20 protein-coding genes and 2 pseudogenes are annotated in these 25,551 nt (G+C 35.0%); 8 read left to right on the top strand and 14 right to left on the bottom strand.

Going from position 1 to position 25,551, the window contains the following annotated elements; translation table 11 throughout:
* From AB4Y90_RS01380 to AB4Y90_RS01365, 4 genes are all read left to right on the top strand, one after another.
* A partial coding sequence (locus tag AB4Y90_RS01380) for an enoyl-CoA hydratase-related protein (protein ID WP_441555415.1) occupies window positions 1-355 on the top strand: 355 nt, incomplete at its 5' end.
* Window positions 356-387: 32 nt separating this feature from the next.
* On the top strand, window positions 388-819 hold the full coding sequence (locus AB4Y90_RS01375) for a deoxycytidylate deaminase (RefSeq protein WP_441555414.1): 432 nt from the start codon (window positions 388-390) through the stop codon (window positions 817-819).
* A gap of 14 nt (window positions 820-833) precedes the next feature.
* On the top strand, window positions 834-1,745 hold the full coding sequence (gene xerD, locus AB4Y90_RS01370; RefSeq protein WP_441555413.1) for a site-specific tyrosine recombinase XerD: 912 nt from the start codon (window positions 834-836) through the stop codon (window positions 1,743-1,745).
* A complete protein-coding gene (locus tag AB4Y90_RS01365) occupies window positions 1,745-2,260 on the top strand; it encodes an NUDIX hydrolase (RefSeq protein WP_441555412.1) in 516 nt (171 codons plus the stop codon). The genes xerD and AB4Y90_RS01365 overlap by 1 nt, the downstream gene beginning before the upstream one ends.
* Before the next feature lie 147 nt (window positions 2,261-2,407).
* Here the strand turns inward: AB4Y90_RS01365 and AB4Y90_RS01360 are convergent, their stop codons facing one another.
* The 8 genes from AB4Y90_RS01360 to AB4Y90_RS01325 form a co-directional block, all read right to left on the bottom strand.
* A complete protein-coding gene (locus AB4Y90_RS01360) occupies window positions 2,408-2,866 on the bottom strand; it encodes a heme-binding domain-containing protein (RefSeq protein ID WP_441555410.1) in 459 nt (152 codons plus the stop codon).
* Window positions 2,866-4,635 carry an Ig-like domain-containing protein gene (locus tag AB4Y90_RS01355; RefSeq protein WP_441555409.1) on the bottom strand — a complete coding sequence of 590 codons (1,770 nt, stop codon included), beginning with the start codon at window positions 4,633-4,635 and terminating at the stop codon, window positions 2,866-2,868. Before AB4Y90_RS01355 ends, AB4Y90_RS01360 begins: the two co-directional genes overlap by 1 nt.
* 25 nt (window positions 4,636-4,660) lie before the next feature.
* Window positions 4,661-5,923 carry a serine hydrolase domain-containing protein gene (locus AB4Y90_RS01350; protein WP_441555408.1) on the bottom strand — a complete coding sequence of 421 codons (1,263 nt, stop codon included), beginning with the start codon at window positions 5,921-5,923 and terminating at the stop codon, window positions 4,661-4,663.
* Between the two features lie 127 nt (window positions 5,924-6,050).
* Window positions 6,051-6,980, bottom strand: coding sequence for a 2-hydroxyacid dehydrogenase (locus AB4Y90_RS01345; protein WP_441555407.1), 930 nt, complete (start codon window positions 6,978-6,980; stop codon window positions 6,051-6,053).
* A 52-nt stretch (window positions 6,981-7,032) separates the two neighbouring features.
* The gene (locus AB4Y90_RS01340; RefSeq protein ID WP_441555406.1) at window positions 7,033-7,560 is read right to left on the bottom strand and encodes an acyl-CoA thioesterase; all 528 of its coding nucleotides are present in this window, start codon (window positions 7,558-7,560) and stop codon (window positions 7,033-7,035) included.
* Entirely contained in the window at window positions 7,548-8,309 is a 762-nt protein-coding gene (locus tag AB4Y90_RS01335) for a hypothetical protein (RefSeq protein ID WP_441555405.1), read from the bottom strand. Before AB4Y90_RS01335 ends, AB4Y90_RS01340 begins: the two co-directional genes overlap by 13 nt.
* Window positions 8,310-8,653: 344 nt before the next feature.
* The gene (locus AB4Y90_RS01330; RefSeq protein WP_441555404.1) at window positions 8,654-10,756 is read right to left on the bottom strand and encodes a TonB-dependent receptor; all 2,103 of its coding nucleotides are present in this window, start codon (window positions 10,754-10,756) and stop codon (window positions 8,654-8,656) included.
* A gap of 344 nt (window positions 10,757-11,100) precedes the next feature.
* Window positions 11,101-11,868: a WG repeat-containing protein gene (locus AB4Y90_RS01325; protein WP_441555403.1), complete on the bottom strand. Its 768-nt coding sequence runs from the start codon at window positions 11,866-11,868 to the stop codon at window positions 11,101-11,103.
* A gap of 350 nt (window positions 11,869-12,218) precedes the next feature.
* Here AB4Y90_RS01325 and AB4Y90_RS01320 point away from each other — a divergent pair.
* Both AB4Y90_RS01320 and AB4Y90_RS01315 read left to right on the top strand, forming a co-directional pair.
* Window positions 12,219-14,416, top strand: a pseudogene (locus AB4Y90_RS01320) (aconitase family protein); the annotation flags it as partial.
* Between the two features lie 308 nt (window positions 14,417-14,724).
* Window positions 14,725-16,991: pseudogene (locus AB4Y90_RS01315) on the top strand (aconitate hydratase).
* 121 nt (window positions 16,992-17,112) lie between these two features.
* On the opposite strand, the gene AB4Y90_RS01310 reads toward AB4Y90_RS01315, so the two are convergent.
* Together AB4Y90_RS01310 and AB4Y90_RS01305 are read right to left on the bottom strand one after the other, a co-directional pair.
* Entirely contained in the window at window positions 17,113-17,502 is a 390-nt protein-coding gene (locus AB4Y90_RS01310; RefSeq protein WP_441555402.1) for a VOC family protein, read from the bottom strand.
* An 8-nt stretch (window positions 17,503-17,510) separates the two neighbouring features.
* On the bottom strand, window positions 17,511-18,635 hold the full coding sequence (locus AB4Y90_RS01305; protein ID WP_441555401.1) for an acyltransferase family protein: 1,125 nt from the start codon (window positions 18,633-18,635) through the stop codon (window positions 17,511-17,513).
* Window positions 18,636-18,746: 111 nt separating this feature from the next.
* Here AB4Y90_RS01305 and AB4Y90_RS01300 point away from each other — a divergent pair, with 111 nt between their 5' ends.
* Window positions 18,747-19,595 (top strand): AraC family transcriptional regulator, encoded by an 849-nt coding sequence (locus tag AB4Y90_RS01300; RefSeq protein WP_441555399.1) that lies wholly within the window; start codon window positions 18,747-18,749, stop codon window positions 19,593-19,595.
* An 85-nt stretch (window positions 19,596-19,680) separates the two neighbouring features.
* Window positions 19,681-21,816 carry an outer membrane beta-barrel protein gene (locus AB4Y90_RS01295; protein ID WP_441555398.1) on the top strand — a complete coding sequence of 712 codons (2,136 nt, stop codon included), beginning with the start codon at window positions 19,681-19,683 and terminating at the stop codon, window positions 21,814-21,816.
* Between the two features lie 250 nt (window positions 21,817-22,066).
* Here the strand turns inward: AB4Y90_RS01295 and AB4Y90_RS01290 are convergent, their stop codons facing one another.
* The 4 genes from AB4Y90_RS01290 to AB4Y90_RS01275 form a co-directional block, all read right to left on the bottom strand.
* Complete coding sequence (locus AB4Y90_RS01290) at window positions 22,067-22,777, bottom strand: HesA/MoeB/ThiF family protein (protein WP_441555396.1); 711 nt, start codon at window positions 22,775-22,777, stop codon at window positions 22,067-22,069.
* A gap of 159 nt (window positions 22,778-22,936) precedes the next feature.
* On the bottom strand, window positions 22,937-24,055 hold the full coding sequence (gene thiH / locus AB4Y90_RS01285) for a 2-iminoacetate synthase ThiH (protein ID WP_441555394.1): 1,119 nt from the start codon (window positions 24,053-24,055) through the stop codon (window positions 22,937-22,939).
* A 96-nt stretch (window positions 24,056-24,151) separates the two neighbouring features.
* Window positions 24,152-24,928, bottom strand: a complete 777-nt coding sequence (locus tag AB4Y90_RS01280) for a thiazole synthase (RefSeq protein ID WP_441555393.1) — start codon at window positions 24,926-24,928, stop codon at window positions 24,152-24,154.
* Between the two features lies 1 nt (window position 24,929).
* Entirely contained in the window at window positions 24,930-25,550 is a 621-nt protein-coding gene (locus tag AB4Y90_RS01275; RefSeq protein ID WP_441555391.1) for a thiamine phosphate synthase, read from the bottom strand.
* Window position 25,551: the final 1 nt, after the last annotated feature.

Raw genomic sequence — 25,551 nt, 5'->3', positions numbered from 1 at the left:
AGGTCTTATTCCGGGGTATGGAGGCACCCAAAGACTTCCAAAATTAGTAGGAAAAGGAATTGCCAATGAAATGATTTTCTCAGCAAAAATGATTCCTGCACAAAAGGCAAAAGAAATTGGTCTGGTCAATGAAGTTTTCCCTATTGGTGAGCTTCTTGCTAAAACAGAAGAATTGGCAAAAACAATTGCTAATAATTCTCCAATGGCAATTTCACGCGCTATTAAAGCAACTAATCTGTCTGATACAGATAAAGGTTTTGAAACCGAAATTAAATATTTCGGAGAGCTTTTTGAATTAGAAGACAAAAAAGAAGGAGTTTCTGCTTTTATTGAAAAAAGAAAGCCGAATTTCTAATATCTTTATCACAAATTATTTCGAAAAAACCGATGCAGATGTATAATAAGTTTGATAAAGCTTATCTAAAAATGGCTCAGGAGTGGGCAAAACTTTCCTACTGCAAAAGAAAACAGGTAGGAGCTCTTATCGTAAAAGATAGGATGATTATTTCGGATGGTTACAATGGTACTCCATCAGGATCTGAGAACTGCTGTGAAGACGAAACGGGCAAAACCCATTGGTATGTTTTACATGCAGAAGCAAATGCAATATTGAAATTGGCAGGTTCTACGCAATCTGCACGTGGTGCAACACTGTATCTTACCTTATCGCCCTGTAAAGAATGCAGCAAACTGATTCTACAGGCAGGAATTTCAAAGTTGGTTTACATTAATGCTTACTCGGATGATGAAGGAATTGCCTTTTTAAAAGAACATCGGATTGAAATAATACAGGTTTCAGAAAATGAGTTAAATAATTAAAAAAACACAACACAATGACTTGGGATGAAAAAATTAAAGATTTCGAAATCTTTCTGCGCTTTGAAAGAAACTTTTCAGAAAACACACTAGATGCGTATATCCGCGACATCAAAAAACTTAAAGACTTTGCTGTAGGAGACCTCGAAAATACGGGTCCTGAAAAGATTACTTTTGATAATCTTCAGGAATATATTTTCAAATTGTCTAAACAGAAATTCAGCGAGCGGTCACAAGCAAGATGGATCTCTTCCATCAAAGCTTTTTTCAAGTATCTGCTGGAAGACGAAATCCGTAATGATAACCCTTCAACACTATTGGAAGGGCCGAAATTGGGTCTGTATCTTCCCGATACATTRAGTCTTGCAGATATCGAAAGAATTATAGATGCGATTGAAAGAAGCTCTGATCTGGGCAAAAGAAATCACTGCATCATCGAAGTGCTTTATGGGTGCGGACTGCGGGTTTCTGAATTGATTGATATTAAAATTTCTAATATCAACTTTAAAGAAAATTACATTAAAGTTATCGGAAAAGGAAACAAAACACGTTTTGTACCTTTAGCACAGTACACCGCAAAGCTTCTGAAAGAATACATCGCTGAAGTACGTTCGAAAACCAAAATAAACAAAAAACATGAAGACATCCTTTTCCTTAACAGCAGAGGAACGTCAATGTCCCGTGTAATTGTATTTATTATTATCAAAGAATTGACTGATAAAGCGGGAGTAAGCAAGAAAATTTCGCCGCACACCTTCAGACATTCTTTTGCGACGCATCTGTTACAAAACGGAGCAGATCTGCGTTATATCCAGGAAATGTTGGGGCATTCCAGTATTACAACAACAGGAATTTACACCCATTTAAAAACAGAAGAACTTCGGGATGTGATATTAAATTATCACCCGAGAAACTCTAATATTATTTAATGAAAATATTAAAATTTTGTCCGAACTGCGGAAACGAAACCCTCAATTGGGACGGAGAAAAAAAATGGAGCTGCACTCAGTGCGGCTTCAATTTGTATAATAATGTTGCCGGAGCTGTTGCTGTAGTGATCCGCTGTGGAGATGAAATTTATTTAACCCGAAGAAATCAGGAGCCCAAAAAAGGTAAACTAGATTTGGCAGGAGGATTTGTAGATCCGAAAGAAAGCGCAGAAAATACTTGTAAGAGAGAACTTTTTGAGGAGCTTCAGCTTGAAATAGACATTAAAAATCTAAAGTATTTAACCAGTCTACCCAATGTTTACCAATACAAAGAGATTGATTATAATACGATCGATTTGTTTTACGAATATAGTGTTTCGGAAAAGTTTGAAGTGAATATCGCATTATCTGAGATTTCAGAAACACAATGGGTTTCTATTTCAGAAATTAATCTCGACGATATCGCTTTTGATTCTCAGAAAAAATTCTTTGAAGCGTATTTAAAGAGATCTTAATATTAACTTGAACTCGGAAAAAATAATTTGCTCCATAAGAGCAAGACCTTTATAGAAAATTACACAAAAAATTGAGCTCCGTAGGAGCGAAACTTCCTCTGCAGACTTTTAAATTTTACTGTTTTATCCCGATTTTAAATAAAACACTTAGTATTTCTTAGAATCTAAAATTGCTTTAAAATAATTACTTAGAATCAGCCTTTCTTCTTTTGACAGGTTGGCTTCGTCATGGTAAATAATATAAGCCGGCATCGGCATAACTTTATTATCAATCGTCTGAATCGATTTTTTAAGCATATTCTGCTTTAGATCTTTATTGTATGTTTCCCAAACTGAGAAATTAAGATGTTTTCTTCCATCATTCACATGGCTTTTAACCGACCACGAAAACGGAGCAATATAAGCGTATTTAGGATAAACCGTTTCATCAGAATGACAATCGTAGCAAGCGTTTTTTAGTAACGCAATAGCTTTTGGAGGGGTATTTTCAACCTTAACAAAATTTTTTGTCTGATCTACAGGCTTATTTACTTTATCGACCGGAATAAACTGAATAAGCGCAAAACCTAACAGACACCAAAAAAAAATCTTTTTAAACTTCTGCATTATCTTCTTAATTCAAGATTTCTGTTCGTTCCTCTTGTCCCGGAATTATTATTCTGGAAAGAATTGTTGGTTGGGTTTGTTGGTGATTTAGTGTCATCAGATTTATTTTTTGATGAACTTGGCGCTGTTCCAAATTTACTGATATCAAGCACTCTTGGATCTTTCAGATCCCAGGTTTCCTTTGAAGTCCATAAAGGTCGGATAATCGCAGTTTTATAGTAAGTATAAGAATCTTCTGCAAAAGTAGAATTTTCAAAATCTGCAGGATCCCAATATCCGTTTTCGTTGTTATCTACCAAAATCCGGACAATATATTCTGCAGGCTTCAACACATCGAAAGTAACAGAATTTCCGCTCGTATATTTCTGGTAAATCGGCTTTTCTGAAGAATCTAAAAGCTGCAGCCAGTATTTTGTAGTTGGCGCATTTTGAAGTATCACTTCCAAAAGTCCATAATTTTCAATCTTATCGATTTCAAAATCGAAACGTTTCGATTCTGCATTTTTTTCATAATAAGAAGAAACGGTTGTTTTTGGAATCGTCAACTGATATTTTTTCCCAGAAACAAAATCTGAGGTAATCAAAATCTGATAAGGATTAGTCTCTGATATTTTAGCCGTGAAAGGCTGTACGGTCGTACTGTCAATCTTCAGCGTCCATTTTTCAGGATCAATTTTATCGATAATATAAGTAGATGAAATTTTGAAATCAGTTTTTGGAGGTAATAATGAGCCGCCGTTTTCACTAATAACATCCATTACATTTTTTTTATTTTGCTTATAAAAAATAGTAACAGTATCTTGCTTTGATGCAGTGTCGTAGCTGAACYCAAGCTTTTCGTTTACCGTTTGACCAACATCGCTTTTTACAGCATCAAACCAAATCTTTACCGAATCAGATTTAGGCTTGTGAGTTACTTTAATGTCTTTCAGTTTCTCGCTTACCGCAAGTACTTTTACTTCTTCCGGATTTCCTTCAAAAGTCATCAAAACTCCGCCCGGCATTTCTTTTAATTCAGGATTTTTAAAAGCTTTTTTAGACGGAAACAATTTTAAATTTAATCCGGAAATAGATTTTTCTACGACAACAGTGTCTTTTTGAAAGGCTATTTTTTCTTTCCCGGGATTGTAAATGGAGTTTTCGTTGTCATCATCAAAAGCAATAATCCTGTATTTTCCTTTGGCAAGATAATTCAGCTCATAATAACCGTCGTCGTCTACTTTTGTGATGTAATATGGCTTTTGTTTATAATCCATGCTGTCTTTCAACTGGTAAAGACCAACCACCATTTTATTGTCTGCGCTACTTTTCTTCTTTAAAGCTAATGCATCTGAAACCTCACCGCTTATGTATAAATCGTCGAGTTTTTCGCCCGTAGAAAAAGCAAAATTGTAATATCTCAACACGTTGCCTTCACTGTTATCAGCTATTGCATTTCCAAAATTGAAATTATACGTTGTGTTTGCCTGCAAAGTATCTTTCCATTGAATGATCAAATATTTATTGGCAATATTTGAAGGAAGAACTCTATTATATTTTATTGGCGGAGAAATATTAAGGTTTTTACTGACTTCCTTTAAAGTAATGTATTCATTAAAATCAATCCTCAGTTCTTTGATGTCTCTTCTTACATTTACTCTTGAAGAATCTATATTTGAACCGATAGCCTGAGGAGCCAAAGTATCTTTAAGACCTCCGATTGGCGAGCCTACTCTTGCACAAGACTGTACGAGAACCCCGATAATGAATAAAAGAAGAAATCTTTTCATGAAAATATTTGAGCAAAAATAAACATTATTCTCCAAAAACTTCAGTTGTTGTTTTCAAAGTGTCCTGATTATCATTCATAATGCTGTGAAGTTTATCTTTCTGTGGCGGAAAATCTTCAAAAAGACCAGACAAAGCCAAAGCCGAATAAACTCTTCCCGAATATTTATTCCCGATCGCAATAATGGTAACTTTTGATTTTAAAAGATGCGCAAAAACTGAATTTGTACCGTGCCACCAACCGTTGTGATACGTTAATTTTTCTCCGTTATCAAAAATTTTCATCCTAAAACCTAAACCGTAATTGTTCTGACCTGCTTTTTCGTTACTGTAAGGCGTAAAAATCATTTGCATCAATTCGGGCTTCAAAAAATCTTTAGAAAACATCGCTTTAGAAAAATTATAAAGATCCCTTGGTGTGGTGTAAACGTTTTTATCGCCATAAATAAGGTCTAATCGGTCTAAAGGATACAGCCTGTTTCCACCATAGTAAAAAGATTGGGAAGCAGTAGGAATATCTTTTTCCTGAAAAATATAAGTATTCTTCATTTTCAGCGGTGTGAAAACCATTTCTTTCATTGCCTGCGGAAAAGGAGTTTTAGTAATCTTTTCAATCAATAAAGCCAAAAGCGCATAGTTGGTATTGCAATACATAAAACCAGTATCGGTATCTCTCGCCAATTCAGGTTTGTATTTAATGATCATATTTAAAACATCCTGATTGGTGATGTAAGTTTTGGAAAGTTCTGCAGGAGCCGGCTGAATTTTAGTAATAAAATATTCGTATTTCGGAAGTCCGCTTCTTTGATCTAATAAAGTCTGAACCGTCACGTTAGGATAAGGAAATGAAGGAAAAAACTGTGTAAGATGATCAGTAAGCTTTATTTTTCCGGCTTCAATCAACTTCATCATTGCCATTGCCGTCATTGTTTTTGAAACAGATGCAACATGAAGCGGCGTATTTTTATCAATAGGATTTTGATTTCCTTCTCTGGCAAAACCACGGTAATTTTCGTATAGAATATCATCGCCTTGCGCCACAAGAAAACTTCCGCTCAAGTCGCCTCTTTCCCAAACTTTTTTGTAATATTGATCGATATAGCTTGCCGCATACTTTTTATCAACCAAATTAAATTTTCCATCTGCAAAAACTTTGCTTAGATCTACATTTCCGTAATTGGGAAGATTGGTAGTAGGTTCTGCAGGTGCATTGCCGTTTTCAGATTTTTTTTTACAGGAAAAAAGGAATAGAAATATCGTGATTACAAATAAAAGGATAGGCTTCTTCATGAGTTCAAAAAAATGAACGGCAATTTAATAAAACTCAGTTCAAATATGAAAAGGCGGTTGTCAATTATGAATTATTTAACATAAAAATTCACACACCAAAAGAGTAATCAAATCCGTTTGTTTTGGACTAACAAAATGCAGCAATAATTTTATCTACAATCACCTGCGCCAGTTTTTCTTTGCTTTGATACGTCCAGCCTGCGATATGTGGTGTTACAATCACTTTTTCAGAGTTTAAAAGATAAGTTAGATCTTCATTATCAGCTTCAAGATTTTCAAAAGATGATTTTTCGTACTCCAAAACATCGAGACATGCGCCTTTTACTTTTCCAGATTTCAATGCTTCAACTAAATATTTCGTTTCGACATTTTTTCCTCTTGCGGTATTAACGAAATAGAAATCATTTTTCATTTCATTAATAAATTTTGAATCAATTAAATAATGAGTTTCATCTGTTAAAGGAATATGTAAGCTTAGAACCTCAGCTTTTTCTTTTAATTCTTCCAAAGAAACCTGCGTTGCAAACTCATCTGAAAGATCGGGAAGAATATCGTGAAAAATCACTTTGCAGCCAAATCCTGAAAGCCTTTTCGCAGTGGCTTTTCCCATGTTTCCATAACCGATAAGACCAACTGTTTTTCCTAATAATTCATCACCACGGTTTTCTTCACGCAGCCATATTCCCTTTTTTACTTCATTTGAAGCGATGAAAAGACGGTTCATTAAAATAAGCAACATTCCGACAACATGTTCAGCAACAGAATCTCTGTTTCCTTCAGGAGAATTAATTAATTGAATCCCCAACTTTTCAGCAACAGGAATATCTATGTTTTCCATCCCTGCTCCTACTCTTGCAATGAATTTCAGATTAATTCCTTTTTCTAAAAAATTTTTATCCAAAGGAATTCTGCTTCTGATAATTACCCCATCATAATTTTGAATTTTACCACAAACCTCATCGTAGGAAGAGGTAAAATCTTCTTCCAGAATGAAGTTCTTCGCTAAAAGCTGATTGGTAATGAGGGGATGATTTTTATCTAATAATAAGATCTTCATTTTTGTAACTTACATTTAAAAATAAACGGAAGAAAAATTCTTCCGTTATAAATTATTGTTCAATTTCTCCTGCGAATAGCTTCTTCAACTCTACAGAATCCGTCGGTTTCATTCTTCCTGAAAGAATCAGTGATAATTCTTTTCTTCTTAATGCAGCAGCGAACCTCTCTTTTTCAAGCTCGGTTTCCGGCTCCATCTGAGGAATCGGAATCGGGCGGTTAAACTCATCAACCGCAACGAAAGTATAAATTCCTTTATTGGTCTGAATTTTTCTCTGATTGATTGGATCATCCAACCAAACATCCACATAAATTTCCATAGAAGTTCCGAATGCACGGGAAACTTTAGACTCCATTACCACAATTCCGCCTTCGGGAATCGGGTGGTCAAACGAAACGTGGTTTACCGATGCTGTTACTACTCTTCTTTCGCAGTGTCTTGTTGCTGAAATCGATGCACAACGATCCATTCTTGCCAACAATTCACCTCCAAAAAGATTTCTCAGCTGATTGGTATCATTGGGAAGTACGATATTGGTCATAACCGTCAGAGAATCTGACGCTTTTTTTATTTTTGCCATTTTGATTTACTTTTTTTGGAATTGGGTTTCCAAGTTTTTGCAGCCTGTTTTATTGAATCTTTTCGTAGAGAATCTGCTTTAAAAGCTTTTACAGAATCTGCTCTTTTTATCTGCGCCGAATCTACTTTCACCGGCATTTTCTTTTCAATTCTTTTGGTTTTAGTCTGTACCGAAACATCATCAAAAGATTTTTTCCCGAAGAGAAATTCTTGTTGAGTATATCCTAAATACAATATTCCTAAAACCGGGATAATGAAAAGAAAAATCCACAGAATCGATTTATTAAATTTAAAATCTTTCTCTTTGTTTACCGGACTCTCGAAAGAATCACCCTCATTAATATCAGAAAAACGAATTTCTTCCAAACCATAAAAATCAGGATGATCAGATTCCAAACGGTTTCCTTTGAAATGAAGTTCTCCGTCTTCAACAAAAACAGTTCCTAAATTCTGAATCTCCAAAACCTGTTCTGCCTGAAGCTTTTTCTTCCAAAAATCGGTCTGAATCTGCAATTCATTTTCAGCCGCTTCTTTTGAAATAGATTTTTTATTGCTGATAAAACCTATCAGATCATCAGATGAAACCTGATAATCGGAATGGAAGGCAATTTTTGAAGAAGGCGGAAGAATGCTTCCGTTTTCTGAGTTGATGACTGCTTTAGAATTTTCCAGAGAAAATACACCAAACTTCGGAACGGTAACGGTTCCAAATTGTTTCAAATAGTCTAAAATGTAAGCTGAAATATTCATTTGGTGGCAAATTTATGACTTTTTAGTGACTTTCTGAAGATTTGTTTGAAGCTTATATGATTGATTAACTTTCCTAGTGATTGCACAGATTTTTTTTATTTAAAATAAATTTTAAGTTTTTAAAAAGGATTAAATTAATGAATCTTCAAATTCTTTAGACACATTCGCATGAAACCTTGTTCATAAAACCTTGACAAGGTGATTTTAAGAATTACTTGTAGTTTTCAGGTCAACAACATTGATTAAATGTTTAATTTAAAATAAAAAAGACTGCCGAAGCAGCCTTTAAAAAATTCAATCTGAACTTTACCTGAATATATTGATATGAATGGTGTTAATTTTAATTATTGAACTTTCCAGCTGATGCCAAACATAAAATTGGTTCCTGCCTGAGAAAAATAAACAGGACCGTTGTAAACGTAACCGTTGTTTACATATTTCTGGTCGAAAATATTATTCACCAAAAGCTTTAAAGCAACTTCATGTTTTGCAATTTTAAAGTCATACTGCGCATTAAAATCCGTCAAAAGATAATCTTTTAGTTGTAAATCTGCCGTTTCTGTATTATCCAGATATTGTTTTCCGACATACTGATTCATCAAAGAGAACTGGAAGTTTTTAGTAGGATTAAATTTCAGGCTTAAATTCGCAATCAAGTTCGGAGAAAAAGAGATTTCTGTATTTCCCAAATTATTTACTCCACTTTCATTTTCAACTCTGAAATCAAGGTTTCTGTTCTGGCTTACACTCACATTTCCGGAAATCTCCCATTGTTTTGAAAGCCTTGCCAAAGCTCCCACTTCAACACCTCTTCTGTAACTTTTACCGGAATTGGTTCTGATAAATTCGCCGATGTTGCTAATCTGCCCGTTTAAAACCAACTGATTCAGATAATACATATAATAAAGATTGGCTGTAAAAGCTACTTTACCAAACTGCTTTTCAATTCCCGCTTCAAAATCGTGAAGCTTTTCTGATTTTACATCATTGTTTGATATTAAATCATCACGATTCGGTTCACGTTGTGCGTGTGCGTAAGACAAGAAAACTTTTCCGTTTCCTAATTTATAATTGACTCCCGCTTTTGGGTTAAAAAATAACCAGTTTTTATTCAGATTAGCACCTTCGCCATCGCCTTCCATTAAGATTTTTGTATCATAATCGATGTTTCTCAACTGAAGATCTCCGAAAAATTCAAAATCATTTAATTTGATTAATGCTTTGGCAAAACCTGCAACTTCGGTCTTCACCGAACGATTTCGGTAATATTCATATTCATTAATATTTGGAAAATAAACTCCGGTAACATTTCCATAATGTCTTCCGTAATATTGATTTCCGACTACGCCAAAATTTAAATCTACATTATCAAATTTTCCGTACAAAGTAGAAACCAAGCCGTAAAAATCGTTATTCAACCATTTTTTTCTGATAAAATCTGAATATTCTTCACCGTTAAAATCCGGAAGATTATATCTTGCGTACGGATCGCCTTGCTTGTAATTTTCGTAATAGCCTCTCCCTTTTGTGTAGTGAAGGGTCGTTTCAAGATTCCAATTTTTATTTAAACCTTGTTCCCAAAGTAATTGATAATGATTTTGTCTGTAATTATCGGTTTCGTTATCATAATATCCTATAATATTTTCCCAATCGGCATCATAGATTGCCCCTGAAAAATTAGCTTTAGGATTGGTTTCCCAAGTCTGTCTGTCTACACCGTTCCACGCTTGGTAGGTTTTTTCTTTTCCGCCAAAAGCCATCACACGAAGTTTTGTTTTCCCTTCTTCAAATAACGCAGTGAAATTATATGAATTTAAATCTGAAAAAGCCCTGTCGATATATCCGTCTGAATGAATAAAGGAATATCTTCCCATCACAGAAAGGCGGTCTTTCCAAAATTTACCCGAACCTACCTCTGCTGAATATTTATACGTATTAAACGATCCGTAACTGTCATCTGTTTTAAAATAAAACTTCTCTTCAGGCTCTTTTGAAATCACATTGATACTTGCTCCGAAAGCAGAAACTCCGTTATTGGAAGTTCCCACCCCTCTTTGAATGACAATTTGCGAAGCCGAACTTGTAAGATCCGGAACATTCACAAAAAAAGTTCCCTGACTTTCAGAATCATTGAACGGAACACCATTCATCATCACATTAATTCCTCTTCCGGCAACACCACGAATTCTGAAACCAGTGTAACCAACTCCGTTTCCGGCATCGGAAGTGGAAATAATAGAAGTTTGGTTTTTTAAGAGAATCGGAAGATCCTGCCCAAGATTTCTGCCGTCAAGATCTTTTTGAACATTAATGATTTCTTTAGCAACAGGAAGTCTTTTGGTAAAGTTGACAGCTTCAATTTCTCTGATTTTCAGAGAATCATTATTTAGAGTTTGTGCAAAACTCAGGGAACTTGCGGTAAGTCCTAAAAAAAACAATCCTTTCATTCTTATAAATTTTAAAAATTTAATGGAATAAAAGGGGCGATTATGATATAAGTAATGAGTGATTGGTAAAGTAATTGATGCATTACTAATTGCTTATTACTCATTGCTCATTTTTAATTTCCCTAAACAGCATTACCCGTTCCAGGTTCATTGGGTATAATCTCAGCCCCGGTTTGGAGCACCCCTTTATTTCAGCGGCGAAATTACTAAAAATTTTTAACTTGAAAAATATCGAGTTGGAATTTGGTTTAAGAAGATACTTATATAATATTCAATCAAAACTTTATCAGCATTTAAAACATTGAATTTCAACCATCAACTAACAACTATGAACCAACAACTATTTAATATGATCGGTTATAAGAATCAATATAATAATAGTTTTTATCGTCTTTTGTGACTTCAAACATTTTCCCCAGTTTCCAGCTGTAGTTTCTTTTTATATCGGCATATTCAAACGGAATGACGATTTTATTATTAATATCGATCACTCCGAATTTATCATTATATGTTGCAACAATCATCGGATTTGCCTGATCATTCCCTTCTAAAATGTATAAATATTGGTAATCCGGATAAATGGTAAACTGACTTCGGTCTGATGGATTTTTAAATTTAGAATCTTCAATAATTCCGTATTTTCCGTTTAAAATATAGGCATGAAACAATGCTTTTTTCAATTCTAAACTACATCTTCCCAGATCAGCATCTTTATATTGGTAAACTTTTTTACCCGATGCATTAATTCTGAAAGTAATTTTATTTTTTTCTACCGTAGCAAAATCTTTACTTCCAAACTTTCTGACTTTCTCGTTTGGAGAATTTAAAAGATTACAATCTTCACCAAAAAACATCACCAGATCATACTCCGGCTGAATTACAAATTTTCCTTTTTGATTCACAAATCCAGATTTTCCGTTCTTTTTTTGCGGAATCAGCAATGGCGCTTCTTCATTAACCACAGGAAGCTTTGCTGCATTATTTTTAACAATATTTGGCTTTGCAATGCTTTTAGATTTATTTAAACTACTCTTTTTAAGACCTTTAGACTGACCAAAAGCAAAAACAGAGCATATAATTAAAAAACCAAACTTCAATTTTCTTAAAAACATCTAAGATTATTTTGTACCAAAAATAGAAAATATAAAATTCATATTTATAAAGAATCTAAATAATTTCAACTGTACAAAATAGTAAAATTTCGTAAATTTGGAAACATTTTCAAGGGTTTAATAACGGAAAACTAATTTTTGAAGATTTTTTTGATAAATCTAAACAACATCAGTTCTTATCTGTTAAATTTTTTATTTCAGAAAAGATTTTCAATAAACAGCTTTCACTTCCGGTAAACAAACTCAGAAAGATTTACGAATCAAGGTAAAACGATTTGAAAATGATGCGTAAGAGGAATTCTAACCAATCCGAAGACGTATTTAAAAATGAAAAGACTTCTAGAATTAGTACAACAAGTGCTGCAGGCGTAAAGGCTAAGTTTTTAAAAGAAATTATTCTTGGTGAATCTGTTGTTGAAGAAATCACTCCAACCTTCGCTTTCGAATTATTGTCTCACATGAAAGGCGGGCCTTCAATTGAGGTTTTACTTGATTTGGCTTTAGGAAATGATGAAGCAACTGCAAAACAGGCTGCTAAAGTTCTTAAAACTCAGGTTTTCTTATATGATGCTGATACAGCACGTCTGAAAGCTGCTTTCGAATCTGGTAACGAAATCGCTAAAGATATTCTGGAAAGCTATGCAAAAGCAGAGTTTTTCACAAAACTTCCTGAAGTTGCAGAAGAAATCAAAGTGGTTACTTTCATCGCTGGTGAAGGTGATATTTCTACAGACTTACTTTCTCCCGGAAATCAGGCTCACTCTCGTTCAGACAGAGAACTTCACGGGAAATGTATGATTACACCTGAAGCTCAGGACGAAATAAAAATGCTTCAGGCTCAGCATCCTGATGCAAGTGTAATGCTTATTGCTGAAAAAGGAACAATGGGAGTTGGTTCTTCTCGTATGTCTGGAGTGAACAACGTTGCACTTTGGACTGGTAAACAAGCAAGTCCTTACGTACCTTTCGTAAACATTGCTCCGATTGTAGCCGGAACCAACGGAATTTCTCCAATTTTCTTGACTACAGTTGATGTAACCGGAGGTATCGGAATCGACCTACAAAACTGGGTGAAAAAAGTGGACGAAAACGGAAATCCTGTTCGTAACGAAAATGGCGACATTGTTTTAGAAGAAAAATATTCTGTTGCTACGGGGGAGGTTCTTACGCTATCGTTTTTGGTAAAAAAATTCAGACGTTTGCTGCAAAAACTTTAGGAATTACAGCTCCTACAGTTTTCGCTCCTTCTAAAGAAATATCTATTGAAGGACAAGGTTTGACTGCTGTTGAAAAAATCTTCAACAGAAATGCAGTTGGTGTTCCTGAAGGTAAATTATTACACGCTGGCTCAGATGTTCGTGTAGAAGTAAACATTGTTGGTTCTCAAGATACGACAGGTTTGATGACTTCTCAGGAATTGGAATCTATGGCAGCAACCGTGATTTCTCCAATTGTAGACGGAGCTTACCAATCAGGCTGTCACACGGCTTCGGTTTGGGATAAAAAAGCTCAGGCTAACATTCCTAAATTAATGAAATTCATGAACGATTTCGGAGTAATCACAGCTCGTGACCCGAAAGGTGAATACCACGCAATGACAGACGTTATTCATAAAGTTCTTAACGATATTACGGTTTTCACAGACTGGACTGCAGAAATGAAAGCGAAAGCTTCTATTTGTATTTCTGAAGACGATACTTTGATCGAATCATTGGAAATTGCAAAAAGCAGAATCCAGATTATGATAGACAAAGGAATGGATAACAAAAATCACGTTCTTCAAGGTCTAATTAACAAAGCAAATAAAAGAATCGAGGAAATCAGAACGGGCGACAAACCTGCTTTGACTCCGGATGCGAATGCTAAATATTATGCTGAAGTAGTTGTTGACTTAGACATTATCGTTGAGCCAATGATTGCCGACCCGGATGTAAACAACGACGACGTTTCTAAAAGATACACGCACGATACGATCAGAGATCTTACGTATTACGGAGGCGAGAAAAAAGTTGACCTTGGTTTCGTAGGTTCTTGTATGGTTCACAAAGGCGATTTGAAAATCGTTTCTCAGATGTTGAGAAATATCGAAAAGCAAAATGGTAAAGTAGAATTCCAAGCTCCATTGGTAGTTGCGGCTCCTACTTATAATATCATTGATGAATTAAAAGCTGAAGGTGACTGGGAATTATTGGAGAAATATTCAGGTTTTGAATTTAATGATAATGCTCCGAAAGGTGAAGCTCGTACTCAGTATGAAAATATGATGTATCTTGAGCGTCCAGGTTGTAACCTTTGTATGGGTAATCAGGAGAAAGCTGAGAAAGGAGATACTGTTTTAGCAACTTCTACCCGTCTTTTCCAGGGAAGAGTGGTTGAAGATTCTGAACGTAAAAAAGGAGAATCTTTATTGGCTTCAACTCCGGTTGTTGTACTTTCTGCAATCATCGGAAGAATTCCAAGTATTGAAGAATATAAGGAAGCTGTTGAAGGAATTGACTTGACGACTTTTGTTCCTTCTATTAAAGAATTGGTAACTGTTGGTCATTAATTGATTTTAAACTAAAGTCGAAAGGCTTTTTAAAATATAAATGGAAGATTTCTTTTTTGAGGTCTTCCATTTTTTTGTTTAGAATGTTTCTATTTTAGAACTGTTGGGATTATTTTAACCTATGTCAATGAGAAGATTTTCATTTTTTCCTTAACTTGATAGTTATAAAAAATATTGATTATTCATCTAATTAATACCGCTTTAAAATGGTCGGAACAGAATTTGATGATTTTATAATCGATAAATTTTCGAGTTTAAATTTTTATTTAACACTTTGAAATTCACTAAAAAGAAAAATTAAAATAGATATGACATTCGACATTGACATGATTAAAAAAGTGTACGAGCGTTATCCTGAGAGAATTGCAGCAGCAAGACAAATTACAGGAAAGCCGTTGACACTTTCAGAAAAAATCCTTTACACTCACTATGGGAAGGAAATGCAACAAAAGAACATGAAAGAGGAAATTCTTACGTAGATTTTGCTCCGGATAGAGTTGCAATGCAGGATGCCACTGCACAGATGGCACTTTTACAATTTATGCAGGCCGGAAAAGCCAAAGTAGCCGTTCCTTCAACCGCTCATGCAGATCACCTTATTCAGGCAAGAGTGGGTGCTGAAGCAGATTTACAGGAGGGAATCAATAAAAATTCAGAAGTTTTCAATTTCTTAAGTTCAGTTTGTGATAAATACGGAATTGGATTCTGGAAACCAGGCGCAGGAATTATTCACCAAGTTGTATTAGAAAATTACGCTTTTCCGGGAGGAATGATGATCGGAACCGATTCTCACACGGTAAATGCAGGAGGTTTAGGAATGGTTGCCATCGGAGTTGGAGGCGCTGATGCCGTTGACGTAATGGCAGGAATGGCTTGGGAATTGAAAATGCCAAAACTAATCGGTGTAAAATTAACCGGTAAAATGTCTGGCTGGACTTCCGCAAAAGATGTTATCCTGAAAGTTGCAGGAATCCTTACCGTAAAAGGTGGAACCGGATGCATCGTAGAATATTTCGGAGAAGGGGCAGAATCTCTTTCAGCTACAGGAAAAGGGACAATCTGTAACATGGGCGCTGAAATCGGAGCTACGACTTCTACTTTCGGGTATGATGATTCCATGAGAAGATATTTAGCAGCTACAGGAAGACAAGATGTTGTAGATGCTGCTGATAAAATTGCTGAACATTTAACAGGTGATGCAGAAGTTTATGCAAATCCTGAACAATATTTTGACCAATTAATTGAAATTAACCTTTCTGAATTAACTCCTCACTTAAATGGCCCTTTCACTCCGGATTTAGCGACTCCTGTTTCTGAATTCAGAGCAAAAGCTGAAGCAAACGGATGGCCTCTTCAGGTTGAATGGGCATTAATCGGTTCTTGTACCAACTCTTCGTATGAAGATTTATCGAGAGCTGCTTCTATTGTTGAAGATGCAGTTGCAAAAGGGGTAAAACCAAAAGCAATTTTAGGAATCAATCCAGGTTCTGAGCAGGTAAAATTTACCGCAGAAAGAGACGGTTTCTTAGATTCTTTCAGAAAATTTGAAAATGCCAGAATCTTTACCAACGCTTGTGGACCTTGTATTGGACAATGGGATAGAGAAGGTGCTGAAAAAGGAGAGAAAAACTCGATTATCCATTCTTTCAACAGAAACTTTGCAAAAAGAGCAGACGGAAACCCAAATACACACGCTTTCGTAGCTTCGCCAGAAATGGTTGCTGCAGTAGCTATCTCAGGAAGATTAGATTTCAATCCGATTACAGATACTTTAACCAACGAATCTGGAGAACAAATTAAATTAGATGAGCCGAAAGGTTATGAATTGCCTTCAAAAGGTTTTGCTGTGGATGATAATGGTTATCAGGCGCCTTCAGAGGATGGTTCTTCAGTTGTTGTAAACGTAAGTCCGACTTCTGACAGACTACAGTTATTGGAAGAATTCCCGGCTTGGGATGGTAAAAATATTACAGGAGCGAGAGTTTTAATTAAAGCTTTCGGAAAATGTACAACCGACCACATTTCTATGGCAGGACCTTGGTTGAAATACAGAGGTCACCTTGATAATATTTCAAACAACATGCTGATTGGAGCGGTAAATGCTTACAACATGGAAACCAATAAGGTTAAAAACGAATTGACCGGAGAATACGGTGAAGTTCCGGCTGTACAAAGACAATATAAAGCAGCAGGAATTCCTTCGATTGTTGTAGGAGATCAGAATTATGGTGAAGGTTCTTCAAGAGAGCATGCTGCGATGGAACCGAGACATCTTGGTGTGAAAGCTGTTTTGGTAAAATCTTTTGCAAGAATTCATGAAACCAACCTTAAAAAACAAGGGATGTTGGGAATTACTTTTGCGAATGAATCAGATTATGATAAAATACAGGAGGATGATGTTGTAAATTTCCTTGATTTAGACCAGTTTGCTCCTGGAAAGCAACTGACTTTAGAATTTGTTCATACAGACGGAACTAAAGATATTGTTATGGCAAATCACACATATAATGATCAGCAAATCGACTGGTTTAAAGCCGGTTCTGCTTTGAATCTGATTAAGCAACAGGAAAACTAAAATTTAATTTTTATATATTGTTAAAGCAACTTCGGTTTGAAGTTGCTTTTTTTATGTAGCCTTGTCAAGGTTTTAAACCTTGACAAGGCTTTTCAGACAAATTATTTTAGCTAAATAAAAACTATTCCGTTATTTCAATCAGATTATTTTCGGGATCAAGAATTACACTTTCGTAATAACCATCACCAGTAGTTCTTGGTTCGCCAACAATTTTAAAACCATCAATTCTCAGCTTTTCTGTAAGAATATCAACTTTTTCTTTGCTTCCGGTAGAAAATGCAAGATGAATCATCCCTAATTTTTCACATTCATGATGATTATTAGCTTCTATAATATCCGGTCTGAACATAATTTCGAGTCTTGCCCCGCTATCAAAACTTAGGAAGTAAGATTCAAACTTCTTAACCGGATTATTATATTTTTCATTAGAAACCGCATTAAAATAAGTTTGATAAAATTCTTTCATTTTTTCCAGATCTTTTACCCAGAATGCTACGTGTTCAATTTTCATAATCTAATTTATTTTTTGGTAATCAATTTTGCAGTAAGCCACTTTCTGACAGGAATGTCATAAAATTTCATTGAAACATATGCGATTATTAAAGAAATGACAACCGTTAGTAAGCCTTGAAGCCAGGAAGTTTCCATTGTATTCTTCCCGTTTACAACCCAGGCATAAAAAACATAAGCAACAGGAAAATGCGTTATGTAAAGCGGATAAGAAATATCTCCAAGAAATTTGCACAGTTTATTAGCTTTCTCACCTACAACTTTTCCACCTGCTCCAAGCCAGATAATCAGTGGAAAGATAATCATCAAAGCAAAACATTCATACAAAGCGTTTTGCCAATGCGCCGTTGTTCCTCCTAATCTCGGAAAAGCCAGAACTGCAACCAATAAAATACTTGTAGTGAAAAATGCTTTATTGGTAAATTTTAATTTTAAAGTTTTAGCCAGAACAATTCCCGCAATAAAGGGAAAAGCCAATCTTGTAAAACCTATTTTCAGTTGTGTGGGATCATCTATAGACCAGCCACCAATAATATCTCCGTTTGGGTTGGTAAACGCCAGATGAATTGTAAATCCTGCAGCAATAATCATCAGAATTATTAAAATAAATTTCGACAATCTTCTCAAAATTAAAGCATAAACGATATTAGCAATATATTCGTAAAAAAGCGACCAGCTTGGTCCGTTTAAAGGATGCATTTCTCCCCAGCCGCGAATGTCGAGAGACTTTCCGACAGGAAAAACAGTCATCCCGATGACCATTACAAGAATAACTTTCCATAAAGGTGTTTCCGCAATTCTACCCCAACCTAAATCAGGTGAATGCTGGAAATAGAAAAATGACGCTCCAATCAGCGAACCTATAATAATCATCGGCTGCAACCTTACCAATCTTCTGATGAGAAAATCTTTCAAAGTCATTGTGTTCCAACGATTATCGTAGGCATAACTTATTACAAAACCCGAAAGCATAAAGAAAAAATCTACCGCCAGATAACCATGATTAATGATTTGCTTGGTGTGATCTCCGTTTGAAAAAATTTCAAAAACATGAAAAAAAACAACCGTTATTGCGGCAACACCACGCAATCCGTCGAGAATTTCGTAGTGAGGTTTTGTTTGGGTAAGCTCCATATTGATTTTAAAAATTGATCAAAAATAGTGACAATAAAAATTCTGTATTTGTCAAATATAAACGATTACTTGTCTTATATTCTAAAATTAAGATTAATTTTACAGATCATAATGAAAAAGCCAAAATATTATCCAAGTAAATCCAGTGAAAGCTTCAGCTTTGATCATGTACATACCGAGTTTGACAAGCAGGTTCCTTTGCATCAACAGGAAACCTGGGAGCTGGCTTACATCGTGACAGGTTCGGGCACAAGAATTATAGGAGATATTACCGAAAATTTTTCACACGGTGAAGTTATCCTTATTCCGCCGGATATTCCTCATTGCTGGTCTTTTGATAAAAACATTCACGACAGAGACGGTAAAATAGAAAATATCTGCGTCTTTTTTAAAAGCCAATTTGTAGACGACTTAAGAAACTTTTATCCTGAATCAGGTGAAAGCCTGATAAAAATCGAGGAGATTAAAAATGCATTGTCTTTTTATGGAGAAACACAGAAAAAACTTCAGGAACTTTTAAAATTGATGAGTAAGCAAAATGTTATGGAACGTTTATCTACATTCATTTTAATTTTAGATCAGATCTCTTCTTCAGAATCAACAAATATTGTAGGTTATCTTAAAGGAAAAAATAATGAAAATAAGCTTCTGGAAATTCACATGTTTGTTCTAAACCAACACCACAGAAATATTCCATTAGATGAGGTTGCTCAAATTGCAGGAATGCCTAAGTCTACGTTTTGCCTGTTTTTCAAAAAAATGACCGGGAAATCTTTCGTCACTTATCTTATAGAGTTCCGGATAGAATCATCCTGTCAAATGCTTATAAAAACCCAAATGTCTGTTTCAGAAATTTGTATGGCAGCAGGCTTTAATGACATTCCCTATTTTAACAGGATCTTTAAAAAAATTAAAGGAATAACTCCTACAGAATTCCGAAAATCTAATTTAAATACATAAAGTATGAACAGAAAAGACAGAGCGAAATAAAATTTTGTAACAAATAAAGTTTTTTATCGTCTAACTGAGTAGAATTACTCACATCATGAAGAAAACTCTACTTACTTTTTCAATTTTAGGTTCAATATTAGGTTTTTCACAAGAAACTAAAGACAATAAGCCAACTAAGGAAAAAGAAATTGAAGGTGTTGTTATCACCAAAACTAAAAAAGCCGTTGAACAAAAAGCCGACCGTACTATTTTTGATTTTTCTGAACAGCCCAGCTTAAATTCGGGATCTTTGATGGAAGGCGTAAAAAAGCTTCCCGGATTAGTAGTTTCTGATATGGTGGGAATGATGTACCAGGGAAAACCACTGGATGTTTATATGGACGGAAGACCACTGAACATTTCAAGCAATGAATTAAATGCTTTTCTGGAAGGAATGCCCGCAAACTCCGTAGAAAGAATTGAAATTATTACACAACCCGGCGCAGAATTTCCGGCAACTTCAGGTGGAGCTATTTTAAATATTATCACCAGCAAATCGGCAAAAAATTATCTGACTGCAGTTTACAACGGAGGCTACCGTTTTTCAGATTACGATAAATACAGAAGCAGATTTAATAATTCTATTGCTTTAAACTCAAGAAACAAATGGTTTGGATGGCAGGTAAATTTAGGACAATATTACCGCGAAAGTTTATCGCTTTCCGAGCTTGACGGCCTTACAAGAAACCATTCTAATTCTCTGGGAAGAACCTATTACATGAACTCCGCTTTTACTTTTGAGCTTGGAAAAGACCGATTGTTGCTAAATTACGACATCAATCATAACAACGGAGGTGCAGATATTATTGCTGACCAATTCATCAATGGAGGTTCTACATCTAATTATAATAGTGATACCAAAGGTTTAAGACAGGAAGTTGCGGTAACGTATCAGAAAAAATTTGATGATAAAAATAAGAAGCTGGATTTTAAGGCAATTTATACCAACAGCGATTCAGAATTTGAACAGTTTGGAGCAACATCATTAGACAACTCTTCGCTCTTCAATCTATATAATTTCAGGATCGATTATTCTCAGCCACTGAAAATTTTAGATGAAGGAAAAGTGAGTTTCGGCGGATTGTACGATCAGCAAAACTTTGAAACCAAGAATGGAAATATTGTGAATCTTGATTACACAAGACAGACTGCTTCTGCTTACTTAGAATTTCAGGCAACTCTGAAAAAGTTTGACTTCATCGCCGGTGCAAGAGCCGAAAACTATGACATCACAGGGATTACACGATTTTATGATGAAGACGACAACAACATTTTAAAGGAAAGCAATCTAAATCCATTCAAAAAATTTAAAGTCTTTCCAAATGCAAGTGTGCAGTATAACCTGATGAAACAGCTTTTCATTAATTTAAATTATAACAAAAAAATAACTCTCCCAAGTGTTACGCTCCTGAACCCGAATAATAATACCCTGACAACCGAAACCGTAACATCTACCGGTAACCCCAATTTGCAACCGACAATTTATGACAATGCTGAAATTAAAATCAGCGCATTTGATTATGCTTACATCGGCTATAACACGAGTTGGGTAAAAAATCAGATTGTACAGAGGGTTTCGAGAGAAAATAATTTTATTAAAAACGAGCAGGTACAGGTAAACAGCATCAGAACGCATAATTTTAACTTTGGTATGCCAATTCCGTTTATGCTTTTCACAACACCTTTCAGCGAACTGATGAAATTTAATGTAAATCCTGACAAAATGAATTTACTTTATGTTTATACCGGTTATCAGCTTCAGGAAATGCCGGATATCAAAACAAAAGGCTTCTGGATTTTCAGCTTAATGGGACAGTTTATTTTACCAAAAGACATCAGACTTCAGGCAAATTATAACGTCATCCCAAAAGGAGGAAACTTCTATTATTTCCAGATTGAAAAACCGCTCAATAACGCCTTCGACATTACGGTATCTAAAAAATTTATGAGCGATCGACTTAATCTTTCTTTATATGCAAGAGATATTTTTAATCAGAATAAAAGCGTAATTGTAGCCAATTCCTTAGGCGGAAAAGTCTTTACTTCCAACAAATTTGACAGCAGAAGTTTCGGAATTTCGGTCAATTATAAAATCCCGACTAAAAACAAACTGGCAAAAGAAGATCCTAATATGATTAAAACGACCAATCAAAGTGATAACAACGGAGGAATTTTGCAGCAGGGACAATAATTTTATTTTAAACACTAATTTCACGAATGTTTTGCACTAATATTCACTAATTTTTAAATTTAAATTGATTTTTTTATCGATAGGAACGGGCTTTAGCCCGTTTTTTTATGATGAATTCGATTGGCTTTAGCCAAAATTTATTCTTACAAAAACTTTAAATTCACAATATTAAAACCATCCGGGCGTAAATTTCAAAGAAATTTGCGACCCCCCTCCTAATGAGGGGAATTTAAGCTCATGAAATTTACGTTTAGAAATCAATTGCCTGAAATCTCCAGTTCAAAGTATCGATTAAGGTTATCTGATTTAAATTTAACTGCAAATCTGTAATGATCWTCAACGCCTGATTTGCCATCATACTTCCTACAATTCCCGGTAAAGCGCCCAAAACTCCGAGACTATCGCAATCGGGAAGATTTTCATCAGAAGGAGGTTCCGGGAAAATATCCCTTAAATTTTTGCTTCCTTTATAATTAAAAATTGCAACCTGCCCCGAAAAACCGAGAATACTTCCGTAAACTAAGGGCTTGTGAAGTTTCACACAAACATCATTAACTAAATATCTCGTTTTAAAATTATCGGAAGCATCAATGATAATATCAAATTCAGAAATTACATGCTCTATATTTGATTCGTCAATTTTTTCTTCGATTCCAATAAATTTAACTTGATGATTTAAATTTTTAACAAAATTTTCTGCGCTTTTCACTTTTGAAGTTCCTACAGAATTTTCATTATGAATAATTTGTCGGTTTAAATTATGCAATTCAACCTCATCAAAATCTGCAACGCCTAAAGTTCCAACTCCTGCTGCAGCCAAATATTGAATAACAKGACTTCCCAAACCTCCTGCTCCTATTGCCAGAACTTTAGCATTTATTATTTTTCTTTGTCCTTCCAAACCGATTTCTTCAATGAAAATTTGTCGGCTATAACGGGCAAAAATGTCTTCGTTTTTCATTATGTTTTTAATTATTTAAACCATTTAAGATCTACTAAGGAGTTAAGCTTAATTAAGGAATATTTAAAAATATTTTTTAGCATTCAGCTTATTTTATTCGCTTGCGAATACTTAATTTTTCTTAGCTTCTTAATAGATCTTAATGGTTCAAAATTCTTTTTAAATCCCACTATACACAGAATCCCAGTCTTTCATTACTGGATCGTAGCCTGATTTTTTTATGACAGTTTTAATTTCTTCCATACTTCTTTCATCGCTGGTTTCAAACTGTTCCAAAGATTCTTTGTCAACGGCATAACCTCCCGGATTGGTTTTCGATGCAGCACTCATCGTTGTTGCTCCCAAGGAAATGATATGATCTCTGAATTTTTCATTTTCTCTTGTTGAAATGGAAATTTCTAAATCTTCATTCCAGATTCGGTATGCGCAGATTAACTGGAGTAAATCTTTATCAGACATCATAAAATTAGGCTCAATAATTCCTTCTGCAGGCCGAAGTCTTGGAAAAGAAACAGAAAATTTGCTTTTCCAATATTGCTTTTGAAGATAATCGATGTGAAGTGTATTAAAAAAACTGTCAACCCGCCAATCTTCCAAACCGAGCAAAACCCCAAGTCCCATTTTATGAATTCCGGCTATTCCGATTCTGTCCGGAGTTTCCAGACGGAAATTGAAATTTGACTTTTTCCCTTTCGGATGATATTCTTTATAAACTTCCTGATGATACGTTTCCTGATACACCAAAACTGCATTGACACCTGCATTATGAAGAAGTTGATATTCGTCTTCCGACAAAGGCTGAACTTCTATGGAAATGTTTGCAAAATGAGGTTTTAATAATTTAACAGCATTCAAAAAATAATCAATCCCGACTGTTTTATTTGCTTCTCCGCTTACAAGCAGCACATGATTCACATCCATTGATTTTAAAACTGACGCCTCGATCATAATCTCCGTAGCATTCAACGTTTTTCTTTTGATGGAATTATCTAAACTGAAACCACAATAGGTGCAAATATTCTGGCATTCATTACTCAGATACAACGGCGCATAGAGCTGAATGGTTTTTCCGAAACGTTTCTGGGTAAGCTGCTGCGTCATTTTTGCCATCAATTCCAGCTTTTGAGCAGCAACGGGAGAAAGAAAATTCAAAAAATCGTCTATGGTTTTATTCTTTTTTTGAAGGCTTCTTTCCACATCGGATAACGTCACTTTTTCAAGTTGCGCTTTCACCTCATCCCATTGATATTTTTCAAAAATATCTTTAAAACTTTTCATGTAATTTTTTTTAAAATAACTTATGGATAGGATTTTATCCTATCCTTTGTTAAATCGTCCCTTCGGGACTTTCTAATTTTTATGCAAAATCATAGTTTAATCAAACAAAAAAGAAGTCAGCGGACTTGATGCTTCTGCATGATTTGAAATTGTTCCCAAACCGGATTCGAAGGCTCTTCTTCCTGCAATTACGCCTTCTTTAAAAGCCAATGCCATATTCACAGGATTTTTTGCAACAGCGATTGCTGTATTTACTAGAACCGCATCAGCTCCCATTTCCATAGCTTTTGCTGCATCTGAAGGCGCTCCGATTCCTGCATCTACAACAACAGGGACATTGCTTTGACTGATAATAATTTCTAAAAAATCTAATGTTTTTAAACCTTTATTCGTTCCGATTGGCGCTCCTAAAGGCATTACAACTGCTGTTCCCGCATCTTCTAGACGTTTGCACAACACCGGATCGGCATGAATGTAAGGCATTACAACAAATCCTAACTTCGCCAATTCTTCCGTTGCATATAATGTTTCAATAGGATCGGGCAATAAATATTTTGGATCGGGATGGATTTCCAATTTTACCCAATTGGTTTCCAAAGCTTCTCTTGCCAATTGTGCTGCCAAAACTGCTTCTTTGGCAGTTCTTGCTCCCGAAGTATTTGGTAAAAGATGAGAATTTGTCGGTTTTAAAGCGTTTAATATATCATCTTCAGAAGAATGGGCATCAATTCTTTTCAACGCCATTGTTACCAATTCACTTTCAGAAGCGATGATAGATTCTGTCATATCCGAAAGATTTCCGAATTTTCCTGTTCCTAAAAACAAGCGGGATTCGAAAGTTCTGTCTGCTATAATTAAAGGTTTATTTTTCATATTAATTTTTATTTAAAATATTTCTGAATGGGTGAATAACAGAAGGCTGATTTGTAATCTGCCCTGAAACTGCGACACCGTAAATCCCAATCTGTTGTAATCTTTCAATGTCTTCCAAAACAATTCCTCCAATCGCAAATATTTTAGGAATTTCTATTGATTTTTGTTTTAAATCGTTAATGATTTTCTCATAACCTTCAAAACCTAAAACCGGACTTAACTGCTCTTTAGTTGAAGTAAATCTTAACGGTCCCAAACCGATGTAATCACATGATTCATTTATTCTTTGAAGAACATTTTCTATTGTATTTGCCGTTCCGCCAATGATTTTATTTTTGCCTAAAATATGCCTCGCAGTTTCTACAGATTTATCTTTTAAACCTAAATGAACGCCGTCTGCTTCAACTTCTTTTGCCATCTGAACATGGTCGTTAATGATGCAAATCGCCTGATATTCCAAACATATTTTTTTTGAAAATTTACAGAGTTTGTTAAATTCATTTTCAGGGGCATCTTTCCAGCGAATCTGTATCCATTTTATCCCGTTGTCTAAGGCTTTTTTTATATTAAATTCCTGTTCGGCTTTTGTGAAACCCTGGGAAATATATTGTAGTTTTTCCATT

Source organism: Chryseobacterium sp. 2TAF14 (genome assembly GCF_052115105.1).
Taxonomy (GTDB): domain Bacteria; phylum Bacteroidota; class Bacteroidia; order Flavobacteriales; family Weeksellaceae; genus Chryseobacterium.
This window is presented reverse-complemented; position numbering and strand designations above follow the sequence as displayed.

Coding starts and splice junctions, on each gene's coding strand:
- AB4Y90_RS01330 (WP_441555404.1), bottom strand. CDS start 10,756: ATGAAAGGATTGTTTTTTTTAGGACTTACCGCAAGTTCCCTGAGTTTT.
- AB4Y90_RS01365 (WP_441555412.1), top strand. CDS start 1,745: ATGAAAATATTAAAATTTTGTCCGAACTGCGGAAACGAAACCCTCAAT.
- AB4Y90_RS01280 (WP_441555393.1), bottom strand. CDS start 24,928: ATGAAAAATAAACCTTTAATTATAGCAGACAGAACTTTCGAATCCCGC.
- AB4Y90_RS01310 (WP_441555402.1), bottom strand. CDS start 17,502: ATGAAAATTGAACACGTAGCATTCTGGGTAAAAGATCTGGAAAAAATG.
- AB4Y90_RS01375 (WP_441555414.1), top strand. CDS start 388: ATGCAGATGTATAATAAGTTTGATAAAGCTTATCTAAAAATGGCTCAG.
- AB4Y90_RS01305 (WP_441555401.1), bottom strand. CDS start 18,635: ATGGAGCTTACCCAAACAAAACCTCACTACGAAATTCTCGACGGATTG.
- AB4Y90_RS01295 (WP_441555398.1), top strand. CDS start 19,681: ATGAAGAAAACTCTACTTACTTTTTCAATTTTAGGTTCAATATTAGGT.
- AB4Y90_RS01350 (WP_441555408.1), bottom strand. CDS start 5,923: ATGAAGAAGCCTATCCTTTTATTTGTAATCACGATATTTCTATTCCTT.
- thiH (WP_441555394.1), bottom strand. CDS start 24,055: ATGAAAAGTTTTAAAGATATTTTTGAAAAATATCAATGGGATGAGGTG.
- AB4Y90_RS01300 (WP_441555399.1), top strand. CDS start 18,747: ATGAAAAAGCCAAAATATTATCCAAGTAAATCCAGTGAAAGCTTCAGC.
- AB4Y90_RS01335 (WP_441555405.1), bottom strand. CDS start 8,309: ATGAATATTTCAGCTTACATTTTAGACTATTTGAAACAATTTGGAACC.
- AB4Y90_RS01345 (WP_441555407.1), bottom strand. CDS start 6,980: ATGAAGATCTTATTATTAGATAAAAATCATCCCCTCATTACCAATCAG.
- AB4Y90_RS01275 (WP_441555391.1), bottom strand. CDS start 25,550: ATGGAAAAACTACAATATATTTCCCAGGGTTTCACAAAAGCCGAACAG.
- AB4Y90_RS01325 (WP_441555403.1), bottom strand. CDS start 11,868: ATGTTTTTAAGAAAATTGAAGTTTGGTTTTTTAATTATATGCTCTGTT.
- AB4Y90_RS01360 (WP_441555410.1), bottom strand. CDS start 2,866: ATGCAGAAGTTTAAAAAGATTTTTTTTTGGTGTCTGTTAGGTTTTGCG.
- AB4Y90_RS01340 (WP_441555406.1), bottom strand. CDS start 7,560: ATGGCAAAAATAAAAAAAGCGTCAGATTCTCTGACGGTTATGACCAAT.